The following is a 19,813-nucleotide window of genomic DNA, read 5'->3' as shown; positions in this document are numbered from 1 at the left end:
TCAGTCCCCTGTTCCTGAGCCGGGTGCGGAGCCGACCCTCTGCGCCGTCGCCCTGCGGGCGGAGCGGCCGAGGTCGGCGGCGCCGACGATGCCGGCGTCGTTGCCGAGGGTCGCGAGGCGCACCTCGGCCACACGACGGTGGAAGCGCGCGGGCAGGTGCTCCTCGAAGGCCTCCCGCACGGGGTCGAGCAGGAGGTCGGCGGCTGCCCCGACCCCGCCCCCGATCACGATGACGCTCGGGTCGAGCACGGCGGCGAGCGAGGCGCAGCCCTCGCCGATCCAGGCCCCGAGGTCGCGCAGCAGGTCCACCGCGAACGGGTCGCCCTCCTGGGCGAGGTCGGTGACCAGCGGACCCTTGATCTTCGCGACGCCGCCGGCGCGGGCCACGAGGGCCGCCGCTGCCGGGTCGTCGCTCGCAGCCCGTTCACGTGCCTCGGCCACGAGGGCGCTGCCGCTCGCGTACTTCTCGAAGCACCCGTGCTGACCGCACCCGCACAGGCGCCCGTCGCGGACGAGCCGCAGGTGCCCGATCTCGGCCGCCGCGCCGAACCCGCCGCGCATGAGGTCGCCGTCCTGGATCACGCCACCACCGACCCCGGTGCCGATGGTCACGAGCAGCAGGTCGTCGGAGTCGGCGCCGGCGCCGAACCGGTACTCGCCCCAGGCCGCGGCGTTGGCGTCGTTCTCGACGACGACGGGCAGCTCGACCAGCTGGGCGATCCGCTCGCCCAGCGGCTCGTCGCGCCAGTCGATGTTGGGGGCGAAGGTGACCGTGGACCGGTCCGCCGCGACGAACCCCGCCGCACCCACACCGATCCCGGCGACCGGGTGCTGCGCCTGCGCGCGGAGCCGGCCCACCAGGTCGGCCACGAGCCCGGCGATGGCGTCGGCGTCGGGCGTGGGCTCCGAGACGCTGGCCAGGATGGTGCCGTCGGGCCCCACGAGGCCGGCGGCGATCTTGGTGCCGCCAATGTCGACCCCCACGCCGAGGCGCGTGTCGTGGTCGTGCGTCGAGCTCATCGGCTCGCCTCTCCCTCGTCGGTACGTCGGTCGCTCGTGTCGTGGGTGCCGTCGCCCTGGCGCAACGCGGTCTCGAACGCGTCGCGCACGGTGCGCGCGAGGTGCAGCGCCGCCACGGCGACCTCCTCGACCACGTCGGGGTTGGTCTTCACGAAGCCCACCACCTGGCACACCGGGCACCACGACGTGGTGCACACGTGCGCGTCGGCGTCGGGCGACCCGGCGTCGGCGTCGTTCCGCCGGGGCGCCGTGGTGTCGGCGTCGACGGCGAGCGCTCGCAACAGCTTGAGGGTCTCCTGTCCCAGCGACCCCACCTCGTCGTCAGCCAAGAGTCTCGACCCGTTGCTTCAAGCCGCTCAGGGCCGCGTCGATGATGACCTTCTCGGCCTTGCGCTTGAGCGTGCCAAGCAGCGGCACGGCGACGTCGACGGCGAGCTGGTAGGTCACCCGCGTCCCGCCGGCCACCTCGGCCAGCGCGTACGTGCCGTCGAGCGCGGTCAGCACCGTGGCCTTCTCCGCCAGGCTCCACGACACCGACCGGTCGCCGTCCCAGGTGTAGAGCAGCTCGTAGGTGTCGCGGATGGGTGCGGCGTCGAGGGTGAAACGGACCCGGTCGGCCCGATCGCCGACGGAGTCGCCGGCAGCTCCCGGCTCGACCACCTCGGCGCTGCGGACGCCGGTGGCCCACGACGGATAGGCGTCGAAGTCGGCGATCACGGCCATGACGTCCGACGGTGCGGCATCGATGACGATGTCGCTCGTGGTGCGCGCCATGGGCCCTCCTCGCTTCCTCGGGATCCTCATCGTAGTGGGACGCCGCTCCACGTCCGCCCCGCGGCTCCCGTGCCCGTTCGACGCCGAGTAGCCTGCCGTACGTGAACGCTGCGGACGGTGACCGACCTGACCCTGCCGCGTCGGACGGACGCCCCGACCGGGGCAACCTGACCGACGACGTGCTCGACCGCCTCGCGGCCGATCCGGAGGCCGTGGCCCTCGCCCGACGTGGGCCGGACGGCTGGTCCGACGTGACGATCGGCGCGTTCCACGCCGACGTCGTCACCGTCGCCAAGGGACTCCTCGCGGCAGGCGTCCGGCCGGGCGACCGGGTCGCCCTCCTGTCGCGCACGCGGTACGAGTGGACGCTCGTGGACTACGCCGTCTGGTGGGCCGGAGCGGTCACCGTGCCCATCTACGAGACGTCCTCGACCGACCAGGTGGCGTGGATCCTCTCCGACTCCGGCGCCGTCGCAGCCGTCGTGGAGAGCGCACAGCACCTCGGACGGGTCGACGAGGCCCGTCGCGACGCCCCGGACCTGAAGCACGTGTGGACCATCGACGAGGGCGGCCTCGACGAGGTCCGCTCCGCCGCCGCGGGCGTCAGCGACGCACAGCTCGAGCAGGCCAGGGCGACCCTCACGTCGGACTCGCTCGCCACCCTCATCTACACGTCGGGCACCACGGGCCGTCCCAAGGGCTGCCGGCTCACGCACGGCAACTTCCGGGCCGAGCTCTCCGGGGCGCTCGAGCAGCTGCCCGATCTGTTCGGCCGCGAGAACGCCTCGACACTGCTCTTCCTGCCGCTGGCGCACGTGTTCGCGCGGATCATCCAGGTCGGCGCCATCCGCTCCGGCACCCGGCTGGGCCACACGGCCGACGTGAAGGACCTGGTGGCCGACCTCGGCGAGTACCAGCCCACGTTCGTCCTGGCGGTCCCCCGCGTCTTCGAGAAGGTCTTCAACTCCGCGAGCACCAAGGCCTACGCCGACGGCAAGGGTCCGATCTTCGACCGGGCCGTGGCGACGGCGATCGCCTACAGCAAGGCCCAGGACGCGACGACGAGGCGCGGGAAGCCCAAGCGGGTGGGGGCGGCCCTGCGCGCCAAGCACGCCCTCTTCGACCGGCTGGTGTTCGCCAAGCTGCGTCAGGCGCTGGGTGGCCACGCCGAGTGGGCGATCTCCGGCGGCGCGCCGCTCGGCGACCGGCTGGCGCACTTCTACCGGGGCATCGGCGTCACGGTGCTCGAGGGCTACGGCCTCACCGAGACCACGGCGGCTCTGTGCGTGAACACGCCGTCCGACCAGCGCATCGGGACGGTCGGGCGTCCGTTCCCCGAGACCGAGGTACGGGTCGGCGACGACGGCGAGCTGCTGTTCCGCGGCCCCCAGGTGTTCACCGGGTACTGGAACAACGACGAGGCCACGGCCGGGGCGCTCGACCCCGACGGCTGGTTCGCCACCGGCGACCTCGGCGACGTCGACGACGACGGCTTCGTCCGCATCACCGGTCGCAAGAAGGAGATCATCGTGACCGCCGGCGGCAAGAACGTCGCCCCCGCGGTGCTCGAGGACCGGGTCCGCGCCCACCCGCTGGTGAGCCAGTGCCTCGTGGTCGGCGACGGCAAGCCGTTCATCGCCGCGCTCGTGACGATCGACCGGGAGGCCTGGACCGGCCCCCTGGACTCCCCCGAGCTGGAGACGCAGGTCCAGCAGGCCGTCGACGACGCCAACGCCCTGGTCTCGCAGGCGGAGTCGATCCGCAAGTTCGTCATCCTCGACGACGACTGGACCGAGGAGAACGGCTACCTGACGCCGTCGTTCAAGGTCAAGCGGACCGCGGTGCTGCGCGACCTTCACGACACGGTCGAGGCGCTCTTCTCCAGGTAGGCGCGCCACCGGGCGGTGATCTGCTCGACGCTCAGCCCGAGGCGCTCCCGGGCGGCGTCCGCGACGTCGCCACCGTCACGCACGTCCTCGTAGAAGGCCACGATCCGGTCGTTCGACGTCTCGTCGGCGAGCATCTCGAAGACGAGCCATGCGGACTCGTAGACCGCGCCGAGCCCGTGCCCGCCGGCGGAGGCGAAGGCCTGGGCGTCGGGAAGGGCGTCAGGCGGGCCGTCGGCACGGACCTGGGCGAGGATCTGCCCGGCGCTCACCGCGAGCGGCGCGTCGTCGTCGCGCAGCGCCACGTAGTCGGCGAAGCCCTCGGCCACCCACGTCACCATCGAGGTCCCGACCGCTCCGGTGAGCAGGTGCGCGGCCTCGTGCGTGATGACGACCTGCCGGGCGCGGGCGTCCATGCCGGCGAAGAGGTCGGGGTTGAGCACCACGACCCGCGCGGTCCCGGTGGAGCCGTCGACGGTGGTCGTGACACCGGCGATCGCGGCCACGTCCTCCTGGGACTGGCCCACCAGCGCCGCGGTCGTGGCCCTGCTGCTGGGGGCGATCACCGTGAGCCGACCGTCGGCCTCCGGCACCGTCGCCCGCACGCTGCGGTCCGCAGCCCTGGCCGCGGCCAGGGCGTCGAGGTCGGGCACGCCACCGTCGATGCTCACCACGCGGACCGCGTCGCCTGCCGACTGGACACGCACGTCGCCCGCCAGCCAGAGCGGGAGGCGGTCCCCTACGGCCGCGGCCCCGCGCACGGCGAAGGTGCCGTCGTCCCGGGGGTCGAGGCGCAGCCCCACCTGCGTGGACCGGACGCTCGTGCCGGCCACGGGCGACGCGTCACCGGCTCGCCACGAGACCTCGACCGTCGCGAGGGTGGAGCCGTCGGCGCGGTCCGCCACGTCACCGCCCGAGACGTAGCGCAGCGACACGTCGGTCACCGAGAGCGCCTCGCGCGCCTGCCAGGCCTGCTCGGCGAACGTGCGCGCCCGGGACCCCTCGCCGGCTGCGGCGACGAACTCCTGCTCCGTCGTGGCCCGTGAGAGCGCGGTCAGCTGGTCCGCCAGCACGACACGTGCGTCGTCGGGGATCGCGACGACGTCCGCGTCCTCCGACCCGCCTGACCAGGGCCGCTGCCAGAGCAGCACCGCGAGCGCGACCCCGAGGAGGACGAGCGCGGCCGTGATGTTGGCCGAAGGCCTCCTCACGGGGCGCCCGTCATGATCTCGCCGTCATCCGACACCCGGCACGGGTCGGCTCAGACGACGCGTCCGGCCTTGGTGAACCCGTAGGACACGCTCGTGACCTCGATGCTCTTGCCCGGCCGGGGCGCGTGGATGACCTTGCCGTTGCCGATGTAGATGCCGTCGTGCGACATGTCGCCGTAGAAGACGATGTCGCCGGGCTGGAGCTCGTTCATGGAGATCTTGCGCGACGCGGCGTACTGCGGACCCACGACGCGGGGCAGCGAGACGCCGGCCGCGGCGAAGGCCTTCATGACCAGGCCGGAGCAGTCGTAGCCCTTCGGCCCGGTGCCGCCGTAGATGTAGGGCTTGCCCAGCTGGGCGGTCGCGAAGTCGATCGCGGCCTTGGCGCGGCCGCTCGCGTCGACCTCGAAGCCGATCTCGACGTCGCTGGTGTTGAAGGCGGCCTGCTCGGCGGCCGTCAGACGGGCCAGCTCGGCCTTGGCGTCCTCGTACTTGGCCTTGATCTGGGCGCGCTTCGCGTCAGCCTTCTTGCGATCGCGCTCGAGCTCGGTCTTGCGGTCCTTCAGGCTGGCGCGTCGGTTCTTGAGCTCCTTGGCCGTGGCGGCGAAGGACTCGACGGCGTCGGCGCGCGTGCTGTTGAGTGCCTGGACCGCACCGAGGCCCTCGAGGAACTCCTCGGGGTCCTGGCTGCCGAACAGGCTCACCGTGGGGCCGAGCGGCGAGTCGAGCTGCTGCTGCACGACCGAGGCGCCCAACGCGTCGCGCTGCTTGCGGTAGACGGCCAGCTGGTCGGCGATGTCGTCGTCGAGGTCGGCGATCTCGGCGCGCGTGTCCTTGACGTCCTCGTCGAGCTGGTTGACCTGCTCGGCCACCACCTCGACGTCGTGGAACGCGGCCTCGACGTCCTCGGTGGTCACCGGGTCCGCCTGCGCGGGGCCGACCACTCCGACGGTGACGCCGATGGTCAGGGCCGCCACCGCTGCGGTGGCCAGGGTCGATCGTGTGCTGCGTGTACGGGCCAGGCCTCGTCGGTGCACGTGCACCCTCCAGTGTCCTCGACGCCTACCGGGTGAGCTGACGGGTTCGGGCCAAGGTCTGCCCTACCCACGGGCGCGAGCGCCCGTGCGATTCACCCCAGGAACGTGGTTCCCCGGTCCGCCCTGGACGTCTTCCCCACGTCCGCGGCGGTTCGGCGGTGCCTCCGATGTCGCTCTGGGTGAGCAGCATGCTCCGGACGCACGGTTGCCGAGTCTAACCGAGGGCGCGAGGAAGCGGGCGACGACCCGACCCCTCGACGGACCGCGTGGGCCCTGTGCGGGGTGAGGTGCGTCACCCGGCCTGGACGTCAGGTCCGGAGACGGGGGTGACGAGCCTCAGCGGTGGCACGAGACCCTCGTCGGCGAGGGCGGTGAGTGCGGCCATCTCCTCGGCGTCGACCTCGACACCCTGGGGCGGACCGCCGAGCAGCACGCTGACCACGCAGTCGCCGCACGCGCTGGGACTGCGGACGAGGCAGCTGTCGCAGTCGATCACGACGGATTCGGGGTTCATGTCGCCGACGCTAGGCAGGCGTCCCGACAGAAACCGTTCAGTCGTCATGCGTCGGGGTTGCCGTGAGTGGTCCCCCGACGGTTGCGGGGCTTCGGGGTGGGTCTTCGCCTGCGGCTGCGTCGCTCCGGCTGGGTCTCGACCTGCGGCTGCGTCGCTCTGGCTCGGTCTCGACCTGCGGCTGCATTGCTCCGGATAGGTCGTTCCTTGCTCATGCGTCGCTGTGGCTCGTCGTCGACCTGCTCTCCGAAAAGGGCCTCGACCGGCGGACGAGTCCGGGCTCGGTCGGCCTCTCGGAGCGTGGCTCGGGGGGACGCAAGATTCTGCGTTCGTGCGTGAGGGGGCGAAGGATGCTGCGTTCGTGGTCGGATCCCGTCACCAACGCAGCATCGTTCGGGCTTCAGCACGCGAAAGCAGAATCGTGCGTGGATCCCGCACAGATGAAGAATCGTGGCCGCGCCCCGCAGACCCACCCTGCGGCTGCGTCGAGGAGAAGACCCACCCCACCGACGACACCAACGGAATCGCCCACTCTGTCGGACGCCGCGCCTAGCGTCGGCGCCGTGACGAGCCCCTTCCCCCACCAGGCCAGCTTCGACGACCTCGGTCGAGCACTGAGCGACGTCACGTTCTGCGTCGTCGACCTCGAGACCACGGGCGGCTCGCCGAAGACAGGATCGCGCATCACCGAGATCGGTGCGGTCAAGGTGCGCGGTGGCGAGGTGCTGGGCGAGCTCCAGACGCTGGTGAACCCCGAGGAGAGCATCCCGGCGTTCATCACGGTGCTCACCGGGATCACCGACGCGATGGTCGTCGAGGCGCCCCGCATCGCCGAGGTTCTCCCCAGCTTCCTCGAGCTGGCCGCCGGCAGCGTGCTCGTGGCGCACAACGCCCCCTTCGACGTCGGCTTCCTCAAGCACGCCGCGCAGGAGCTCGGGATCCCCTGGCCGCGCTTCGAGGTGCTCGACACGGCCGTGCTGGCCCGGCGGGCGCTGCTGCGCGACGAGGTGCGCAACGTCAAGCTCTCCACCCTCGCCGCCCACTTCGGCGCCACCACCACGCCCGACCACCGGGCCCTGCACGACGCGCGCGCCACCGTCGACGTGCTGCACGGCCTGTTCGAGCGGCTCGGCTCCCTCGGCGTGAACAGCCTCGAGGACGCCGTCACGTTCACGTCGCGGGTCTCCCCCGAGCAACGTCGCAAGCGCCACCTGGCGCAGCACCTGCCGCACGAGCCCGGCGTCTACCTGTTCCGCGACGTCCGCGACCACGTGCTCTACGTCGGCACGTCACGCGACCTGCGCAAGCGGGTCGCGAGCTACTTCACGGCGTCGGAGACCCGCACCCGCATGGGCGAGATGGTCCGCCTCGCCGAGCGGGTCGACTCCGTCGTCTGCGCCACGGCGCTCGAGGCGCACGTGCGCGAGCTCCGCCTCATCGCGGCGCACCGTCCCCCGTACAACCGCCGCTCGCGGTTTCCCGAGCGCCTCACGTGGATCAAGCTCACCCGCGAGCCCTGGCCCCGCCTGTCGGTGGTGCGCCGCGTCCTCGACGACGATGCCGACTACGTCGGGCCGTTCGGCAACCGACGCCAGAGCGAGCTCGCCCTCGCCGCGCTGCACGAGACCTTCCTCGTGCGTCAGTGCACCACCCGCATGGGCCGACGCCCGCGCGGCAGCACGTGCGCCCTCGCCGACCTCGGCCGCTGTCTCGCGCCCTGCACCGGCGACCTCGACCCCGCCATCTACGACGCCGAGGTCGCACGCCTGCGCGAGGCGCTCACCGGCGACCCGCTCGAGGTCGTCGACCGGCTGCGCCTGCGGATGACCGAGCTGGGCGACCAGCAGCGCTACGAGGACGCCGCCGCCGTTCGCGACCGGCTCACCGCGTCCCTGCGGGCGGTCGACCGCACCCAGCGGCTGCGCCAGCTCACCGAGGTCGACGAGCTCGTGGCGGCGGCGCCCGGCGAGCGGGGCTGGGAGGTCCACGTGGTTCGGCACGGTCGCCTCGCCGCCGCCGGGCTCCTGCCCCGCACGGTCCACCCGTCCGCGTGGGTCGAGGCACTCCTGGCCACCGCCGAGGAGGTAGCCGCTCCTGCGCACGCCGCCCACCCCGCCCCGGTCGCCTCGGTCGAGGAGACCGAGACCCTCCTGCGGTGGCTCGAGACGCCCGGCGTGCGCATGGTGCGAGGCAGCTGGCACGTGCCTGTCGCCGGCGCCGCGCGGCACGTCGCCGACCTGCCGGTCGAGTCCGACGTCCACCGGGCGAACCGGTCTAGGCTGACGGCGTGATCACCGCCATCGTCTTCATCCAGGCCGAGGTCTCGCGGCTTCCCGAGACCGCCGCCCAGATCGCCGACCTCGACGGCGTCAGCGAGGTCTACTCCGTCACCGGCGACCACGACCTCGTGGCCATGGTGCGGGTGCAGCGCATCGACGACGTCGCCGCCGTCGTGGCCGACCGGCTCAACAAGGTCGAGGGCGTGCTGTCGACGCAGACCCAGATCGCGTTCCAGACGTTCAGCCGCCACGACCTCGAGGACGCGTTCAGCATCGGCCTCTGACGTCCGAACGCGCACGACGCACCGTCAGCGAGGGGGCGCGAGCTCCTGCGTCACGGTCGACCAGCGCGCCAGCACCTCGCGCGCTGCGCCGCTGTCGATCGACGTGCGCGCCTGCTCCATCCCGGCCCCCAGCCGCTCGATCAGCGGCCCGCTCCCCCCGGCGTGGGCCGCCAGGGCCGCTCCGGCGTTGAGCAGCACGGCGTCGCGCACGGGTGAGGTCTCACCGTCGAGCACGCGCCGGAACACGTCGGCGTTGTAGGTCGGGTCTCCTCCACGCAATGCCTCGGGCGAGGAGAGGGCGACGCCGAGGTCCCGCGGGTCCAGCAGCTCCTCGACAACCTGTCCGTCCGCGACGGTCCAGACCCGCGTCGTGGAGGTGGTGGTGATCTCGTCCAGACCGTCGTCGCCCCGGAAGACGAATGCGTCGTCACCGCGGTCGGCGAACACCCGCGCCATGAGCGGAGCGGTCCGCAGGTCCGAGCACCCCACGGCCGACGCCGCCGGGCGGGCCGGGTTCACGAGCGGGCCGAGCACGTTGAACGGGGTCGCGATGCCGATCTCGCGTCGCGGCGGCCCCGTGAAGCGCAGCCCGGGGTGGAACAGGGGGGCGAAGCAGAAGGTGATGCCGGCGCGCTCCAGCACCGTCGGCACCGCCTCGGCCGGAACGTCGAGACGGATCTGCAGCACCTCGAAGACGTCGGCCGTGCCGCTGTCGCTGGAAGCCGCCCGGTTGCCGTGCTTGACCACGGGCACGCCCGCACCGGCTGCCGTGACCGCCGACATCGACGAGATGTTCACCGTCTTGGCCCGGTCTCCCCCGGTGCCGACGATGTCGACGACCCGGCCGGGCACGTCGACGAGGACGGCCTTCGACAGGAGGGCGTCGACCAGGCCCTGCAGCTCGGGCTGGGAGATCCCCTTGGCGCGCAGCGCGACCGCGAAGGCCGCGATCTGCGCGGGCGTGCTCTCCCCGTCCAGGATCGAGGCCATGGCCCACGCCGTCGACCGGGCGTCGAGGTCGTGCCCGAGCACGAGCGCATCGAGCACGTCGGGCCAGGTGTGGGCGCTCACGCCGTGAGCACGGACCGCGCGAGCCCGATGACCGCCTCGGCCAGCCGCAGCGGGTCGATCGGGTGCGAGACGGCGGCCTCGGCCCGCGACCACGTCGCGAGCCAGGCGTCCTGCGGGCGACCCGTGAGCACGAGCACCGGCGGCGCCTGGAAGATCTCGTCCTTCATCTGGCGCGCCACGCCCAGCCCACCGGCCGGGTTGGCCTCGCCGTCGAGGATCACGAGGTCGGGTCGGCGGCGGGTGTCGTCGAGGTGCTGCCACACGACCGGCTCGGTGGCGCACTCCACGTACTCGAAGGGCGGAAGGTCCGGGTGCGGACGCGTGCCGAGCGCTGTGATGACGGCATTCCTGACGTCTCGGTCGTCGCTGTAGACGAGGACGTGGAACCTGCTGCTCTCGGTCACGTTCGAATCGTACATAATGAGCGCGTGGCCACTACTTCCGTGATCCCCGCGTCCCGACTCCACGGCACCGAGGGACGTCCCTCGATGGTGACCGTCGGCACGATCGTCTGGCTCTCCAGCGAGCTGATGTTCTTCGCCGGACTGTTCGCCGCCTACTTCACGGTCAAGAACGTGACGCCGGAGCTGTGGGCCCAGGAGACGCAGCTGCTGAACGTGCCGTTCGCGACGATCAACACCGCGATCCTGGTGCTGTCGTCCCTGACCTGCCAGTTCGGCGTCTTCGCCGCCGAGCGCGGTCGCGCCGGACGCACCGGCACGCTGCTGCAGATGGGCAAGTGGGGCATGCGTGAGTGGTTCGTCCTCACGTACGTCATGGGCGCGATCTTCATCGGCGGCCAGGCCACCGAGTACGCCGAGCTCGTGCACGAGGGCGTGACCATCCCGTCCTCGGCCTACGGCTCGCTCTTCTACCTCGCCACCGGCTTCCACGGCATCCACGTCGTGGGCGGTCTGCTGGCCTTCCTGCTCGTGATCGGCCGCACCTTCGTCGCGCGCCGCTTCACCCACGAGCAGGCCATCTCGGCGATCGTCGTGTCCTACTACTGGCACTTCGTCGACATCGTCTGGGTCGCTCTCTTCGCGACGATCTACCTGATCCGCTGACGCCTCGCTCACCGGCACGGCGTTAGCCCAACCTAACCCTGCGGACCTGCGACATCGCTAGGTACGCTGGACACCCCTGACAGGAATGAGGTTCTCGGTGCGCACTCTGTCGACCCGCCGCCGTCATCCCCTCGCCGGACTCGCTGTCCTGCTGCTGGGACTCGTGACGGTAGGAGCCCTCTGGGCCGCCGCCGCACCCAAGGCCGCACAGGCCGAGGAGTACACCGCGCGCGACGTCGAGGTCGGGCGCGAGCTCTTCCTCATCGGCTGCGCGAGCTGCCACGGCCAGAACGCCGAGGGCATCACGACGAAGGACGGCGGGAACTACGGTCCGTCGCTGATCGGCGTGGGCGCCGCCGCGGTCGACTTCCAGGTCGGCACCGGCCGCATGCCGATGGCGCAGTCGGGCCCCCAGGCGCCGCGCAAGGCACCGGAGTACGACGCCGAGGAGACCAAGCAGCTGGCGGCCTACATCGCCTCGCTGGCCCCCGGCCCGGCCATCCCCGCCGAGGACGTCCTCGACTACGAGAACGTCGACGAGGAGGGCCTCAAGGAGGGCGGCGAGTTCTTCCGCACCAACTGCACCGCCTGCCACAACTCCGTCGGCGCCGGCGGTGCCCTGCCGAACGGCCGATACGCGCCTACCCTGAAGGGTGTGAGCGCCAAGCACCTCTACGAGGCCATGCAGACCGGCCCGCAGCAGATGCCTGTCTTCAACGACGACATCGTCACGCCTGAGGACAAGCGCAACATCATCGCCTACATCAAGAACGTCCAGGAGCAGCCGAACTACGGCGGCGTCGGTGGCGGCGGCCTCGGTCCCGTGGTCGACGGCGTCTTCGTCTGGGTCGTCGGCATCGGCGGCCTCGTCGGATTCGCCATCTGGATCGGCGCCCACGGCGCGCGCGTGAAGACCAAGAAGAAGGCAGCATGAGCGACGACCTCGAGCAGCACGGCAGCAGCACCCCCGCCACCACGGAGCCCATCCAGGACCCGGGCCTGCAGCCGCACCAGTGGCGTCCGACCGACGTCGACCCGGCGCAGGAGCGCCGCGCCGAGCGTCAGGTCTCGGGCATGTTCTTCGCCGCGGCCCTGCTCTTCGTGGTGTTCTGCTTCTCCTACTTCCTGATCGACGAGGACCAGACGTTCCTCAACTGGTCCGCCTCGAACTTCGCGCTGGGCGCCACCCTCGGCGGCGGCATGCTGCTCATCGGCGTCGGCATCATCCAGTGGGCCAAGAAGCTCATGGGCGACCACGAGATGGTCGAGATGCGCCACCCCGCCAAGTCCTCCGACGAGGACCGCGCGGCGGTCATGGCCGACATCAACGCCGGCATCGAGGAGTCGACCTTCGGCCGACGCCCGCTCATCCGCAACAGCCTGTTCCTCTCCGTCGGCGCGCTGGCGCTGCCGTCCGTGGTGCTCCTGCGTGACCTCGGTCCGCTCCCCCACGGCCAGGACGAGACGGTGTGGAAGAAGGGCATGCGGGTCGTCAACGACGTGTCCGGCCTGCCGATGCGTCCGGAGGAGATCGAGGTCGGTCAGCTCATCAACGCCGAGCCGGCCGTGTTCTTCCCCGCCGAGGGCGAGGAGGAGGCCGAGTACCACGGCCACGAGCTCCTGGCCGCGAAGTCCAAGGCCGCGATCATCGTCGTGCGCATGCGCCCGGAGGACATCACGCCCGAGCAGGGCAAGGAGAACTGGGGCATCGACGGGATCCTCTGCTACTCCAAGATCTGCACGCACGTCGGATGCCCGATCTCCCTGTGGGAGCAGCAGACGCACCACCTGCTCTGCCCGTGCCACCAGTCGACTTTCGACCTGGCCGACAACGGCAAGGTCATCTTCGGCCCGGCGCACCGCCCTCTCCCCCAGCTGCCGCTGGGTGTCGACTCCGAGGGCTACATCATCGCCATGAGCGACTTCCCCGACATCGTGGCGCCGAGCTACCCCGAGCTTGCGCGCGACCAGAAGAGACTGGATGGTGAGTCATGAGCAACGACACCTACACCCCGGTCGAGGACACGGCCTTCGGCAAGAAGGCCGCCGGTCCGGTGGGCTGGCTCGACGACCGTCTGGGGCTCGCCGGTGTGGCGAAGAAGAACCTGCGCAAGGTCTTCCCGGAGCACTGGTCCTTCATGCTCGGAGAGATCGCGCTCTGGAGCTTCGTCGTCCTGCTGCTGACCGGCGTCTTCCTGACGTTCTGGTTCCAGCCGAGCATGGCCGAGGTCGTCTACGACGGCTCCTACGCCCCCTTCCGGGGCCTGGAGATGTCGCAGGCCTACGCCTCGACGCTGCACATCTCCTTCGACATCCGTGGCGGTCTGCTCATGCGGCAGATCCACCACTGGGCGGCGGCGCTGTTCGTTGGCGCGATGATCGCCCACATGCTCCGCGTGTTCTTCACGGGCGCGTACCGCAAGCCGCGTGAGATCAACTGGGTCATCGGCGTCGGCCTGCTGACGCTCGGCATGGTCGAGGGCTTCGCCGGCTACTCCCTGCCCGACGACCTGCTGTCGGGCACGGGCCTGCGGTTCGTCGACGGCATGATCCGCTCGGTCCCGATCGTGGGCTCCTACGTGGAGTTCTTCATCTTCGGCGGCGAGTTCCCGGGCGAGGAGATCATCCCCCGTCTGTACATGGCGCACATCCTGCTGATCCCGGCGCTGCTGCTCGGCCTCATCGCCGCGCACATGCTGCTGCTGATCTACCACAAGCACACGCAGTGGCCCGGCGCCGGACGCACCAACGACAACGTCGTGGGCTACCCGATGCTCCCCGTGTACGCGGCCAAGGCCGGCGGCTTCTTCTTCGTCGTCTTCGGCTTCACCGCCCTCATGGGTGCCATCATCCAGATCAACCCGGTGTGGGCGTACGGCCCGTACAACCCGTCGGAAGTCACGGCGGGCTCCCAGCCGGACTGGTACATGGGCTTCTCCGAGGGCCTCGTGCGCCTCATGCCGGCGCTCGAGACCACCTTCCTCGGCTACACCTGGAGCTGGAACGTCTTCATCCCCGGCGTGGGTGGCCTGGGCGTCCTGTTCACGACGCTCTTCCTGTGGCCGTTCATCGAGCGCTGGATCACCGGCGACGAGCGTGAGCACCACCTGCTCGAGCGTCCGCGCAACGCCCCGACGCGCACCGCGTTCGGCGTGGCCGGCATGACGTTCTACGGCGTCGGCTGGGCGGCGGGCGGCAACGACATCATCGCCACCCAGTTCGGTCTCGACATCATGGCCCTGACCTGGATCTTCCGGTTCGGCCTGTTCCTCTTCCCGGTCGCGGCGTTCTTCATCACCCGTCGCATCTGCATCGGGCTGCAGCGGGCCGACCAGAACAAGATCCTGCACGGCTACGAGACGGGTGTCATCGAGCGCTCGCCCGACGGCAGCTACGCCGAGCGTCACGCTCCGCTCCCGGTCCTCGAGCAGTACCGCCTCACGGCCCACGACCGGGTCCCGGCTCTCGAGGCCCCGGCCGAGACGGACGAGAACGGTGTGGCTGCTCCGGCCGGACGCAAGGCCAAGCTGCGCCACAAGGCTCGCTCGTTCTACTACCACGGCGCGATCGACAAGCCGACCGTGGCCGAGGTCGAGCACGCTGAGGAGCACCTCGGTGAGATCGAGGGGCACCCCGTGCACCTCGGCGAGGACTTCCAGGGCGTGTCGGAGACCGGCATCCCGAAGTCGCACTGAGCACCATCACCGCACGAAGGCCCCCGCTCCGGCGGGGGCCTTCGTCGTTCCCGGGGGACGCAGGATTCTGCGTTCCCGGGCGACGCAGAATTCTGCGTTCGTGCGTGGGAGGTCGAAGGATTCTGCGTTCGTGGCGGTATCCCGTCGTGAACGCAGCATCGTTCGGGCTTCTGCACGCGAAGGCAGAATCCTGCGTCCGCCGGGGGCCTCTCGTGCGTCGGGTGGGCAGGGATTCTTCCTTTGCGAGGGACGGTCCACGAGAAGGGAGAATCACTGCCCGTACGGGGGTCTTTTTCGTCGTCACGATGCTTCCTTCGCGTGGCACGGTCCACGCGAAGGAAGAATCGTGCGTGGATCACGCACCGATGGAGAATCGTGGCAGCGCCCCGCAGACCCACCCGGACCGAGACCCCCCGCTCCGGTCGAGGCCTTTCGGAGCGCAGGTCCACTCGCAGCCGCAGCGACGCAGCAGCGAGCGCGAACCCCGCCGCGCCCGGCAGACCCAACCGACTCGAGACCCACCGCCCCGGTCGAGGCCCTCTCGGAGACCACCCCGACTCGCAGCTACAGCGGCGCAGCAGCATCCGCGATGCCCACCCTGAGCGGGGCGCAGCCACCCGGACGTCCCAGAGCGCCCTCAGCGGCTCAGAACGCCCCTCAGGACGCCGCAGAGCTCAGCGCCGACCCCTTGGTCCACTCGCTCCAGTCGACGTTCCAGTCGGTCCAGCCGTTGTTGTCCTCGAGGGACCGGGGGCTGTTCACGAAGCGCACGACGTCGCCGCGGCGGGAGCGGTCGTAGACCCACTTGGCATCGGCCGTGCTCATGCCCACGCAGCCGTGGCTCACGTTCTCGCGACCCTGCGAGCCGACCGACCAGGGGGCGGCGTGCAGGAACTCCCCGGAGTTCGTGACCCGCATGGCCCAGCGGACGTCGCTGATGTCGTAGTAGTCGGGATCGGAGGAGTCCACGCCGGTGGTGGCGGCGTCCATGTCGACCGAGGAGAACTTCTCCATGATCACCTTGGTGCCGCGCCGGGTCTCGTTCCCGGGCTTGCCGGTGGACACCGGGATCGTGCGCAGCTTCTCGTCGTCGACGCTCATCGTCAGCGTGTGCTTGGCGACGTCGACCGTGGTCACGACCTTCTTGCCGATCGTGAAGGGGATGTCCTGGTCCTGCTGGCCGTACACCCCTCCCCCGGCGGGAAGGCTGTTGAGGTCGAGGTCCACCGTCACCTTCGTCCCGGCGGGCCAGTAGCGCTCGGGGCGGTAGTGCACGACGGAGTCGCTGATCCAGTGCCACGACCCCTCGACCTCGGGGGTGGACCGGACGTGCATGTTCTCCTCGAACAGCTCCCGGTTCTTCACGGGGATGTCGAAGGTGACGATGACCGGCATGCCCACGCCGACCGTCTCGCCCTTGAGCGGAGCCACCGACGGATAGGTCTGGTCGTCCAGGGTCAATGTCTGGGTCGTGAACGTGCGCACGAGGTCGACGTCCTTGCCGTCGTCGCCACGAACCTGCGCGGTGAGCGTGTAGGCCGTGCCGGGCTCGAGCCGCGAGGCCGCCGTCCAGCCGGACTCGCCACCCTCGCCCTCGATGGCGTCGGCGCCGTCCTCGGTGGACAGGGAGGCCTCGACGATCGTCCCGTGCTCGACGTCGACCTCCACGAGGGTGTCGACGGGCACGTCGGCCGCCTTGTCCTTGACGTTGGCCGTGACGACGGCCGGCTCCTTGGGGGCCACGGCCTCACGGAGCGATCCGCCCGAGGTGCAGGCTGCCAGGAGCGACGCGATCGCCACGACGACGAGCACGACGCGGTGCCCCAAGAACGTTGACCTCACCGCGTCATCCTACGCGGCGGGGACCAACATCCAGGCTGATCAGTGGGCGTGGACGCCGCGGTAGTACTCGAAGATCCAGCCGCAGAGGGTCACGGCACCGATCGTCGCGCCGATGATGAACAGCCACCAGCCGATGACCACGCCGAGCACGATCGTGCCGAGCGCCAGGGCGCAGTAGAGCGGCCACCAGCTGTACGGCGGGAAGAAGCCCAGCTCGCCGGCGCCGTCGGCGATCTCGGCGTCGTCCAGGTCCTCCGGACGGCTCGGGATCTGCTTGGCCACCACGTACAGGTAGAAGCCCAGCAGGGCGCACAGCAGGAACGTCATGACGAGCGCCGTGGTGCCTGTGGGGTCCTCGGTGAGCACCCAGTACACCGGCGCGATGAAGACGAAGAAGATCCCGCAGGAGATGATCGTCCAGTACTCGGCCTTCATGCCCTTCATGGCTCAGTGACCGTCCTTCTGCTGCTTGGCATCTCTTATGGCCGACTCTTTGCCGTTGGTGTTGGGAGCGTCAGCGAACACACCGCCCTCGTCGGGGTTGTGCAGCAGCTCCAGCTCCGCGATCTCCGGGTGGTGCAGGTCGAACGCGGGGCTCTCGCTGCGCACGCGCGGCAGCGAGTGGAAGTTGTGGCGCGGCGGGGGCGAGCTCGTGGCCCACTCCAGCGACCGTCCCCAGCCCCACGGGTCGTCGAGCTTGACGAGCGGGTTCTTGCGCGACTTCCAGACGTTCCAGAAGAACGGCAGCGTGGAGGCGCCGAGCAGGAACGCGCCGATCGAGGAGATCTCGTTGAGCGTCGTGAAGCCGTCGTTCGGGCCGTAGTCGGCGTAGCGACGCGGCATGCCCTCCACGCCCAGCCAGTGCTGGACGAGGAACGTCAGGTGGAAGCCGATGAACAGCAGCCAGAAGTGGATCTTGCCCAGCTTCTCGTCGAGCATCCGACCCGTGAGCTTGGGCCACCAGAAGTAGAAGCCCGCGAACATCGCGAACACCACGGTGCCGAAGACCACGTAGTGGAAGTGCGCCACCACGAAGTAGGAGTCCGACAGCGGGAAGTCGAGCGTGGGCGAGGCCAGGATGACGCCGGTCAGACCACCGAAGAGGAAGGTCGTGAGGAAGCCGATCGAGAAGATCATCGGGGTGTCGAAGGACAGACTTCCGCCCCACAACGTGCCGATCCAGTTGAAGAACTTCACGCCTGTCGGCACTGCGATCAAGAACGTCATGAAGCTGAAGAAGGCGAGATCGACCGCCCCGGTGACGAACATGTGGTGCGCCCAGACGGCGACCGAGAGCGCCGCGATGAGCAGCGTGGCGGCCACCAGGCCGACGTAGCCGAAGATCGGCTTGCGGCTGAAGACCGGCAGGATCTCGGAGATGATGCCGAAGAACGGCAGGGCGATGATGTAGACCTCTGGGTGCCCGAAGAACCAGAACAGGTGCTGCCAGAGGATCGGCCCCCCGTTGGCCGCGTCGAACACGTGGGCCCCGAGCATGCGGTCGGCCGCGAGGGTGAGCAGCGCGGCGGCGAAGATCGGGAACGCGATGAGCACCAGCAGGCTGGTGACGAGCGTGTTCCAGACGAAGATCGGCATCCGGAACATCGTCATGCCGGGCACGCGCATGCAGAAGATCGTGGTGATGAAGTTGACCGCACCCAGGATCGTGCCCAGGCCCGACATCCACAGGCCCATGACCCAGAGGTCGCCGCCCATGCCGGGCGAGTTCACGCCGTCCGACAGCGGGGCGTACGCGAACCAGCCGAAGCTGGCGGCGCCGCCGGGGACGAACAGTCCGCCGACCACGATGGTGGAGCCGAACAGGTACAGCCAGTAGCTGAACATGTTCAGGCGCGGGAAGGCGACGTCGGGCGCACCGATCTGCAGCGGCATGATCGCGTTGCCGAAGCCGAAGAACAGCGGCGTCGCGAACATCAGCAGCATGATCGTGCCGTGCATGGTGAAGGCCTGGTTGTAGGCCTCGTCGCTCAGCAAGTTCGATCCCGGCTGCGCGAGGTTCGCGCGGATCGCCAGCGCCAGGACGCCGCCGATCAGGAAGAAGATGAACGACGTGACGAGGTACATGTTGCCGATCACCTTGTGATCGGTCGTCGTCAGCACGCCCACGACCTTCTGGCCGAGCGTCGTCTCACGGACGACGGTGGTCTCCCGACCGTCGTCGAATGCCGCAGTCGTAGCCATCAGTTACCCGCACCTTCCTGGACGCTCTCGTCGCCGCTCTCCTCGCCGCGCAGACCGGCGACCGTGTCGGCCTCCTTCTGTCCGGCGGGTGCACCCACCTGGCCGATCTCGACCAGGTCCTGCAGGTGCGCCTCGTACTCCTCGGGCGACACGACGTTCACCTTGAAGATCATGCGCGAGTGGTACAGGCCGCAGAGCTCTGCGCAGCGGCCCGTGAACGTGCCCTCGCGGGTCGGCGTCATGTCGAAGCTGTTCTCACGGCCCGGCACGACGTCCATCTTGAAGTAGAACTCCGGGATCCAGAACGAGTGGATCACGTCGGGGCTCGTCAGGTTGAACCGCACCGACTCACCCAGCGGGAGCCACAGCTCGGCCGGCTGGGCGGGCGTGCCGAAGTCGTACACGTCCTCGCCCTGCGTGGCCTGCTCGTCGAGGTAGTTGAAGGCCCACTGCCACTTGGAGCCGACGACCTGGATCGTGTGATCGGGGTTCTCGACCTCCTCGAGCACCTCGTTCTGGCTCGTGACGGTGTGGAAGAAGAAGACCGCGACGACCACGACCGGTGCGATCGTGTACAGCGCCTCCAGCGGGAGGTTGTAGCGCACCTGCGTCGGGATCTCGTCGTCGCTGCGACGCCGGTACCGGACCGACGCGTAGACGATCAGGCCGAAGACGAGCACGAACACGACGAGGACGGCGATCCAGGCGCCGAGCCACAGGTCCCACACGGGCTGCGACCGATCGCTCGCGGCGACCGGCAGCGCGAGCCGCTCGATGTCGTTGTCCGCGACGGGCGAGCAAGCACTGAGGAGAACCGCGAGGACGACAGCAGCCGCCAACTTCATCCGACCCACGAGGCGCCTTTCTAGTCCACACCAGTCATGCGATGACACAAGAACAGTACCCCGACGTCGTCCGTGACGAGGAGGTAAGG

At 70.0% G+C, this 19,813-nt stretch carries 19 protein-coding genes and 1 riboswitch; of the genes, 7 read left to right on the top strand and 12 right to left on the bottom strand.

What is annotated here, in order from left to right:
- From ASF38_RS12210 to ASF38_RS12200, 3 genes are read right to left on the bottom strand one after another with little or no spacing between them, the layout of a single operon-like run.
- Window positions 1-1,020, bottom strand: coding sequence for an ROK family glucokinase (locus ASF38_RS12210; protein ID WP_056576329.1), 1,020 nt, complete (start codon window positions 1,018-1,020; stop codon window positions 1-3).
- Window positions 1,017-1,349, bottom strand: a complete 333-nt coding sequence (locus ASF38_RS12205) for a hypothetical protein (protein ID WP_156366910.1) — start codon at window positions 1,347-1,349, stop codon at window positions 1,017-1,019. The genes ASF38_RS12210 and ASF38_RS12205 overlap by 4 nt, the downstream gene beginning before the upstream one ends.
- Window positions 1,342-1,794 (bottom strand): SRPBCC family protein, encoded by a 453-nt coding sequence (locus ASF38_RS12200; protein WP_056555586.1) that lies wholly within the window; start codon window positions 1,792-1,794, stop codon window positions 1,342-1,344. The genes ASF38_RS12205 and ASF38_RS12200 overlap by 8 nt, the downstream gene beginning before the upstream one ends.
- Window positions 1,795-1,895: 101 nt before the next feature.
- On the opposite strand from ASF38_RS12200, the gene ASF38_RS12195 reads away from it, so the two are divergent.
- The gene (locus tag ASF38_RS12195) at window positions 1,896-3,683 is read left to right on the top strand and encodes a long-chain fatty acid--CoA ligase (protein WP_056555584.1); all 1,788 of its coding nucleotides are present in this window, start codon (window positions 1,896-1,898) and stop codon (window positions 3,681-3,683) included.
- Here the strand turns inward: ASF38_RS12195 and ASF38_RS12190 are convergent.
- The 3 genes from ASF38_RS12190 to ASF38_RS12180 all read right to left on the bottom strand — a co-directional run bounded on the left by ASF38_RS12190 (window position 3,650) and on the right by ASF38_RS12180 (window position 6,442).
- Window positions 3,650-4,891: a hypothetical protein gene (locus tag ASF38_RS12190; protein ID WP_056555581.1), complete on the bottom strand. Its 1,242-nt coding sequence runs from the start codon at window positions 4,889-4,891 to the stop codon at window positions 3,650-3,652. The genes ASF38_RS12195 and ASF38_RS12190 overlap by 34 nt on opposite strands.
- A gap of 50 nt (window positions 4,892-4,941) precedes the next feature.
- Window positions 4,942-5,808: a C40 family peptidase gene (locus ASF38_RS12185; RefSeq protein ID WP_200914514.1), complete on the bottom strand. Its 867-nt coding sequence runs from the start codon at window positions 5,806-5,808 to the stop codon at window positions 4,942-4,944.
- Between the two features lie 127 nt (window positions 5,809-5,935).
- A riboswitch (cyclic di-AMP (ydaO/yuaA leader) is annotated at window positions 5,936-6,096 on the bottom strand.
- Between the two features lie 124 nt (window positions 6,097-6,220).
- Window positions 6,221-6,442 (bottom strand): hypothetical protein, encoded by a 222-nt coding sequence (locus ASF38_RS12180; RefSeq protein WP_055965699.1) that lies wholly within the window; start codon window positions 6,440-6,442, stop codon window positions 6,221-6,223.
- Between the two features lie 560 nt (window positions 6,443-7,002).
- Here ASF38_RS12180 and ASF38_RS12175 point away from each other — a divergent pair.
- Window positions 7,003-8,730 (top strand): DEDD exonuclease domain-containing protein, encoded by a 1,728-nt coding sequence (locus ASF38_RS12175; RefSeq protein WP_235493018.1) that lies wholly within the window; start codon window positions 7,003-7,005, stop codon window positions 8,728-8,730.
- Window positions 8,727-9,002: an Lrp/AsnC family transcriptional regulator gene (locus ASF38_RS12170; RefSeq protein WP_055965697.1), complete on the top strand. Its 276-nt coding sequence runs from the start codon at window positions 8,727-8,729 to the stop codon at window positions 9,000-9,002. The genes ASF38_RS12175 and ASF38_RS12170 overlap by 4 nt, the downstream gene beginning before the upstream one ends.
- 24 nt (window positions 9,003-9,026) lie before the next feature.
- Here the strand turns inward: ASF38_RS12170 and trpD are convergent, their stop codons facing one another.
- Both trpD and ASF38_RS19400 read right to left on the bottom strand, forming a co-directional pair.
- Window positions 9,027-10,073, bottom strand: a complete 1,047-nt coding sequence (gene trpD, locus ASF38_RS12165) for an anthranilate phosphoribosyltransferase (RefSeq protein ID WP_056576324.1) — start codon at window positions 10,071-10,073, stop codon at window positions 9,027-9,029.
- Entirely contained in the window at window positions 10,070-10,492 is a 423-nt protein-coding gene (locus tag ASF38_RS19400) for a response regulator transcription factor (RefSeq protein ID WP_056555574.1), read from the bottom strand. Before ASF38_RS19400 ends, trpD begins: the two co-directional genes overlap by 4 nt.
- 69 nt (window positions 10,493-10,561) lie before the next feature.
- Between ASF38_RS19400 and ASF38_RS12155 the strand changes: the two genes are divergently transcribed.
- From ASF38_RS12155 to ASF38_RS12140, 4 genes are all read left to right on the top strand, one after another.
- Complete coding sequence (locus ASF38_RS12155) at window positions 10,562-11,140, top strand: heme-copper oxidase subunit III (protein WP_055966478.1); 579 nt, start codon at window positions 10,562-10,564, stop codon at window positions 11,138-11,140.
- A 97-nt stretch (window positions 11,141-11,237) separates the two neighbouring features.
- Window positions 11,238-12,074 (top strand): c-type cytochrome, encoded by an 837-nt coding sequence (locus ASF38_RS12150; protein WP_055966474.1) that lies wholly within the window; start codon window positions 11,238-11,240, stop codon window positions 12,072-12,074.
- Window positions 12,071-13,135 (top strand): ubiquinol-cytochrome c reductase iron-sulfur subunit, encoded by a 1,065-nt coding sequence (locus ASF38_RS12145; protein ID WP_055965691.1) that lies wholly within the window; start codon window positions 12,071-12,073, stop codon window positions 13,133-13,135. Before ASF38_RS12150 ends, ASF38_RS12145 begins: the two co-directional genes overlap by 4 nt.
- Window positions 13,132-14,835, top strand: a complete 1,704-nt coding sequence (locus ASF38_RS12140) for a cytochrome bc complex cytochrome b subunit (protein ID WP_055965689.1) — start codon at window positions 13,132-13,134, stop codon at window positions 14,833-14,835. The genes ASF38_RS12145 and ASF38_RS12140 overlap by 4 nt, the downstream gene beginning before the upstream one ends.
- Before the next feature lie 657 nt (window positions 14,836-15,492).
- Here ASF38_RS12140 and ASF38_RS12135 read toward each other — a convergent pair.
- From ASF38_RS12135 to coxB, 4 genes are read right to left on the bottom strand one after another with little or no spacing between them, the layout of a single operon-like run.
- Window positions 15,493-16,677 carry an Ig-like domain-containing protein gene (locus ASF38_RS12135; protein WP_235493017.1) on the bottom strand — a complete coding sequence of 395 codons (1,185 nt, stop codon included), beginning with the start codon at window positions 16,675-16,677 and terminating at the stop codon, window positions 15,493-15,495.
- Between the two features lie 39 nt (window positions 16,678-16,716).
- On the bottom strand, window positions 16,717-17,121 hold the full coding sequence (locus ASF38_RS12130) for a cytochrome c oxidase subunit 4 (protein ID WP_311209294.1): 405 nt from the start codon (window positions 17,119-17,121) through the stop codon (window positions 16,717-16,719).
- A 3-nt stretch (window positions 17,122-17,124) separates the two neighbouring features.
- Complete coding sequence (ctaD, locus tag ASF38_RS12125) at window positions 17,125-18,879, bottom strand: cytochrome c oxidase subunit I (protein ID WP_055965685.1); 1,755 nt, start codon at window positions 18,877-18,879, stop codon at window positions 17,125-17,127.
- Entirely contained in the window at window positions 18,879-19,724 is an 846-nt protein-coding gene (gene coxB, locus ASF38_RS12120; RefSeq protein WP_055965683.1) for a cytochrome c oxidase subunit II, read from the bottom strand. The genes ctaD and coxB overlap by 1 nt, the downstream gene beginning before the upstream one ends.
- Window positions 19,725-19,813: the final 89 nt, after the last annotated feature.

The sequence above is a fragment of the Aeromicrobium sp. Leaf272 genome, assembly GCF_001422865.1.
In the GTDB taxonomy this organism is placed as follows: Bacteria; Actinomycetota; Actinomycetes; order Propionibacteriales; family Nocardioidaceae; genus Aeromicrobium.
Note: the sequence above shows the minus strand (reverse complement) of the source record. Positions and strands in the feature narration are given on the sequence as shown.

Coding starts and splice junctions, on each gene's coding strand:
- ASF38_RS12200 (WP_056555586.1), bottom strand. CDS start 1,794: ATGGCGCGCACCACGAGCGACATCGTCATCGATGCCGCACCGTCGGAC.
- ASF38_RS12145 (WP_055965691.1), top strand. CDS start 12,071: ATGAGCGACGACCTCGAGCAGCACGGCAGCAGCACCCCCGCCACCACG.
- coxB (WP_055965683.1), bottom strand. CDS start 19,724: ATGAAGTTGGCGGCTGCTGTCGTCCTCGCGGTTCTCCTCAGTGCTTGC.
- ASF38_RS19400 (WP_056555574.1), bottom strand. CDS start 10,492: ATGTACGATTCGAACGTGACCGAGAGCAGCAGGTTCCACGTCCTCGTC.
- ASF38_RS12130 (WP_311209294.1), bottom strand. CDS start 17,121: ATGAAGGGCATGAAGGCCGAGTACTGGACGATCATCTCCTGCGGGATC.
- ASF38_RS12210 (WP_056576329.1), bottom strand. CDS start 1,020: ATGAGCTCGACGCACGACCACGACACGCGCCTCGGCGTGGGGGTCGAC.
- ASF38_RS12155 (WP_055966478.1), top strand. CDS start 10,562: ATGGTGACCGTCGGCACGATCGTCTGGCTCTCCAGCGAGCTGATGTTC.
- ASF38_RS12180 (WP_055965699.1), bottom strand. CDS start 6,442: ATGAACCCCGAATCCGTCGTGATCGACTGCGACAGCTGCCTCGTCCGC.
- ASF38_RS12140 (WP_055965689.1), top strand. CDS start 13,132: ATGAGCAACGACACCTACACCCCGGTCGAGGACACGGCCTTCGGCAAG.
- ctaD (WP_055965685.1), bottom strand. CDS start 18,879: ATGGCTACGACTGCGGCATTCGACGACGGTCGGGAGACCACCGTCGTC.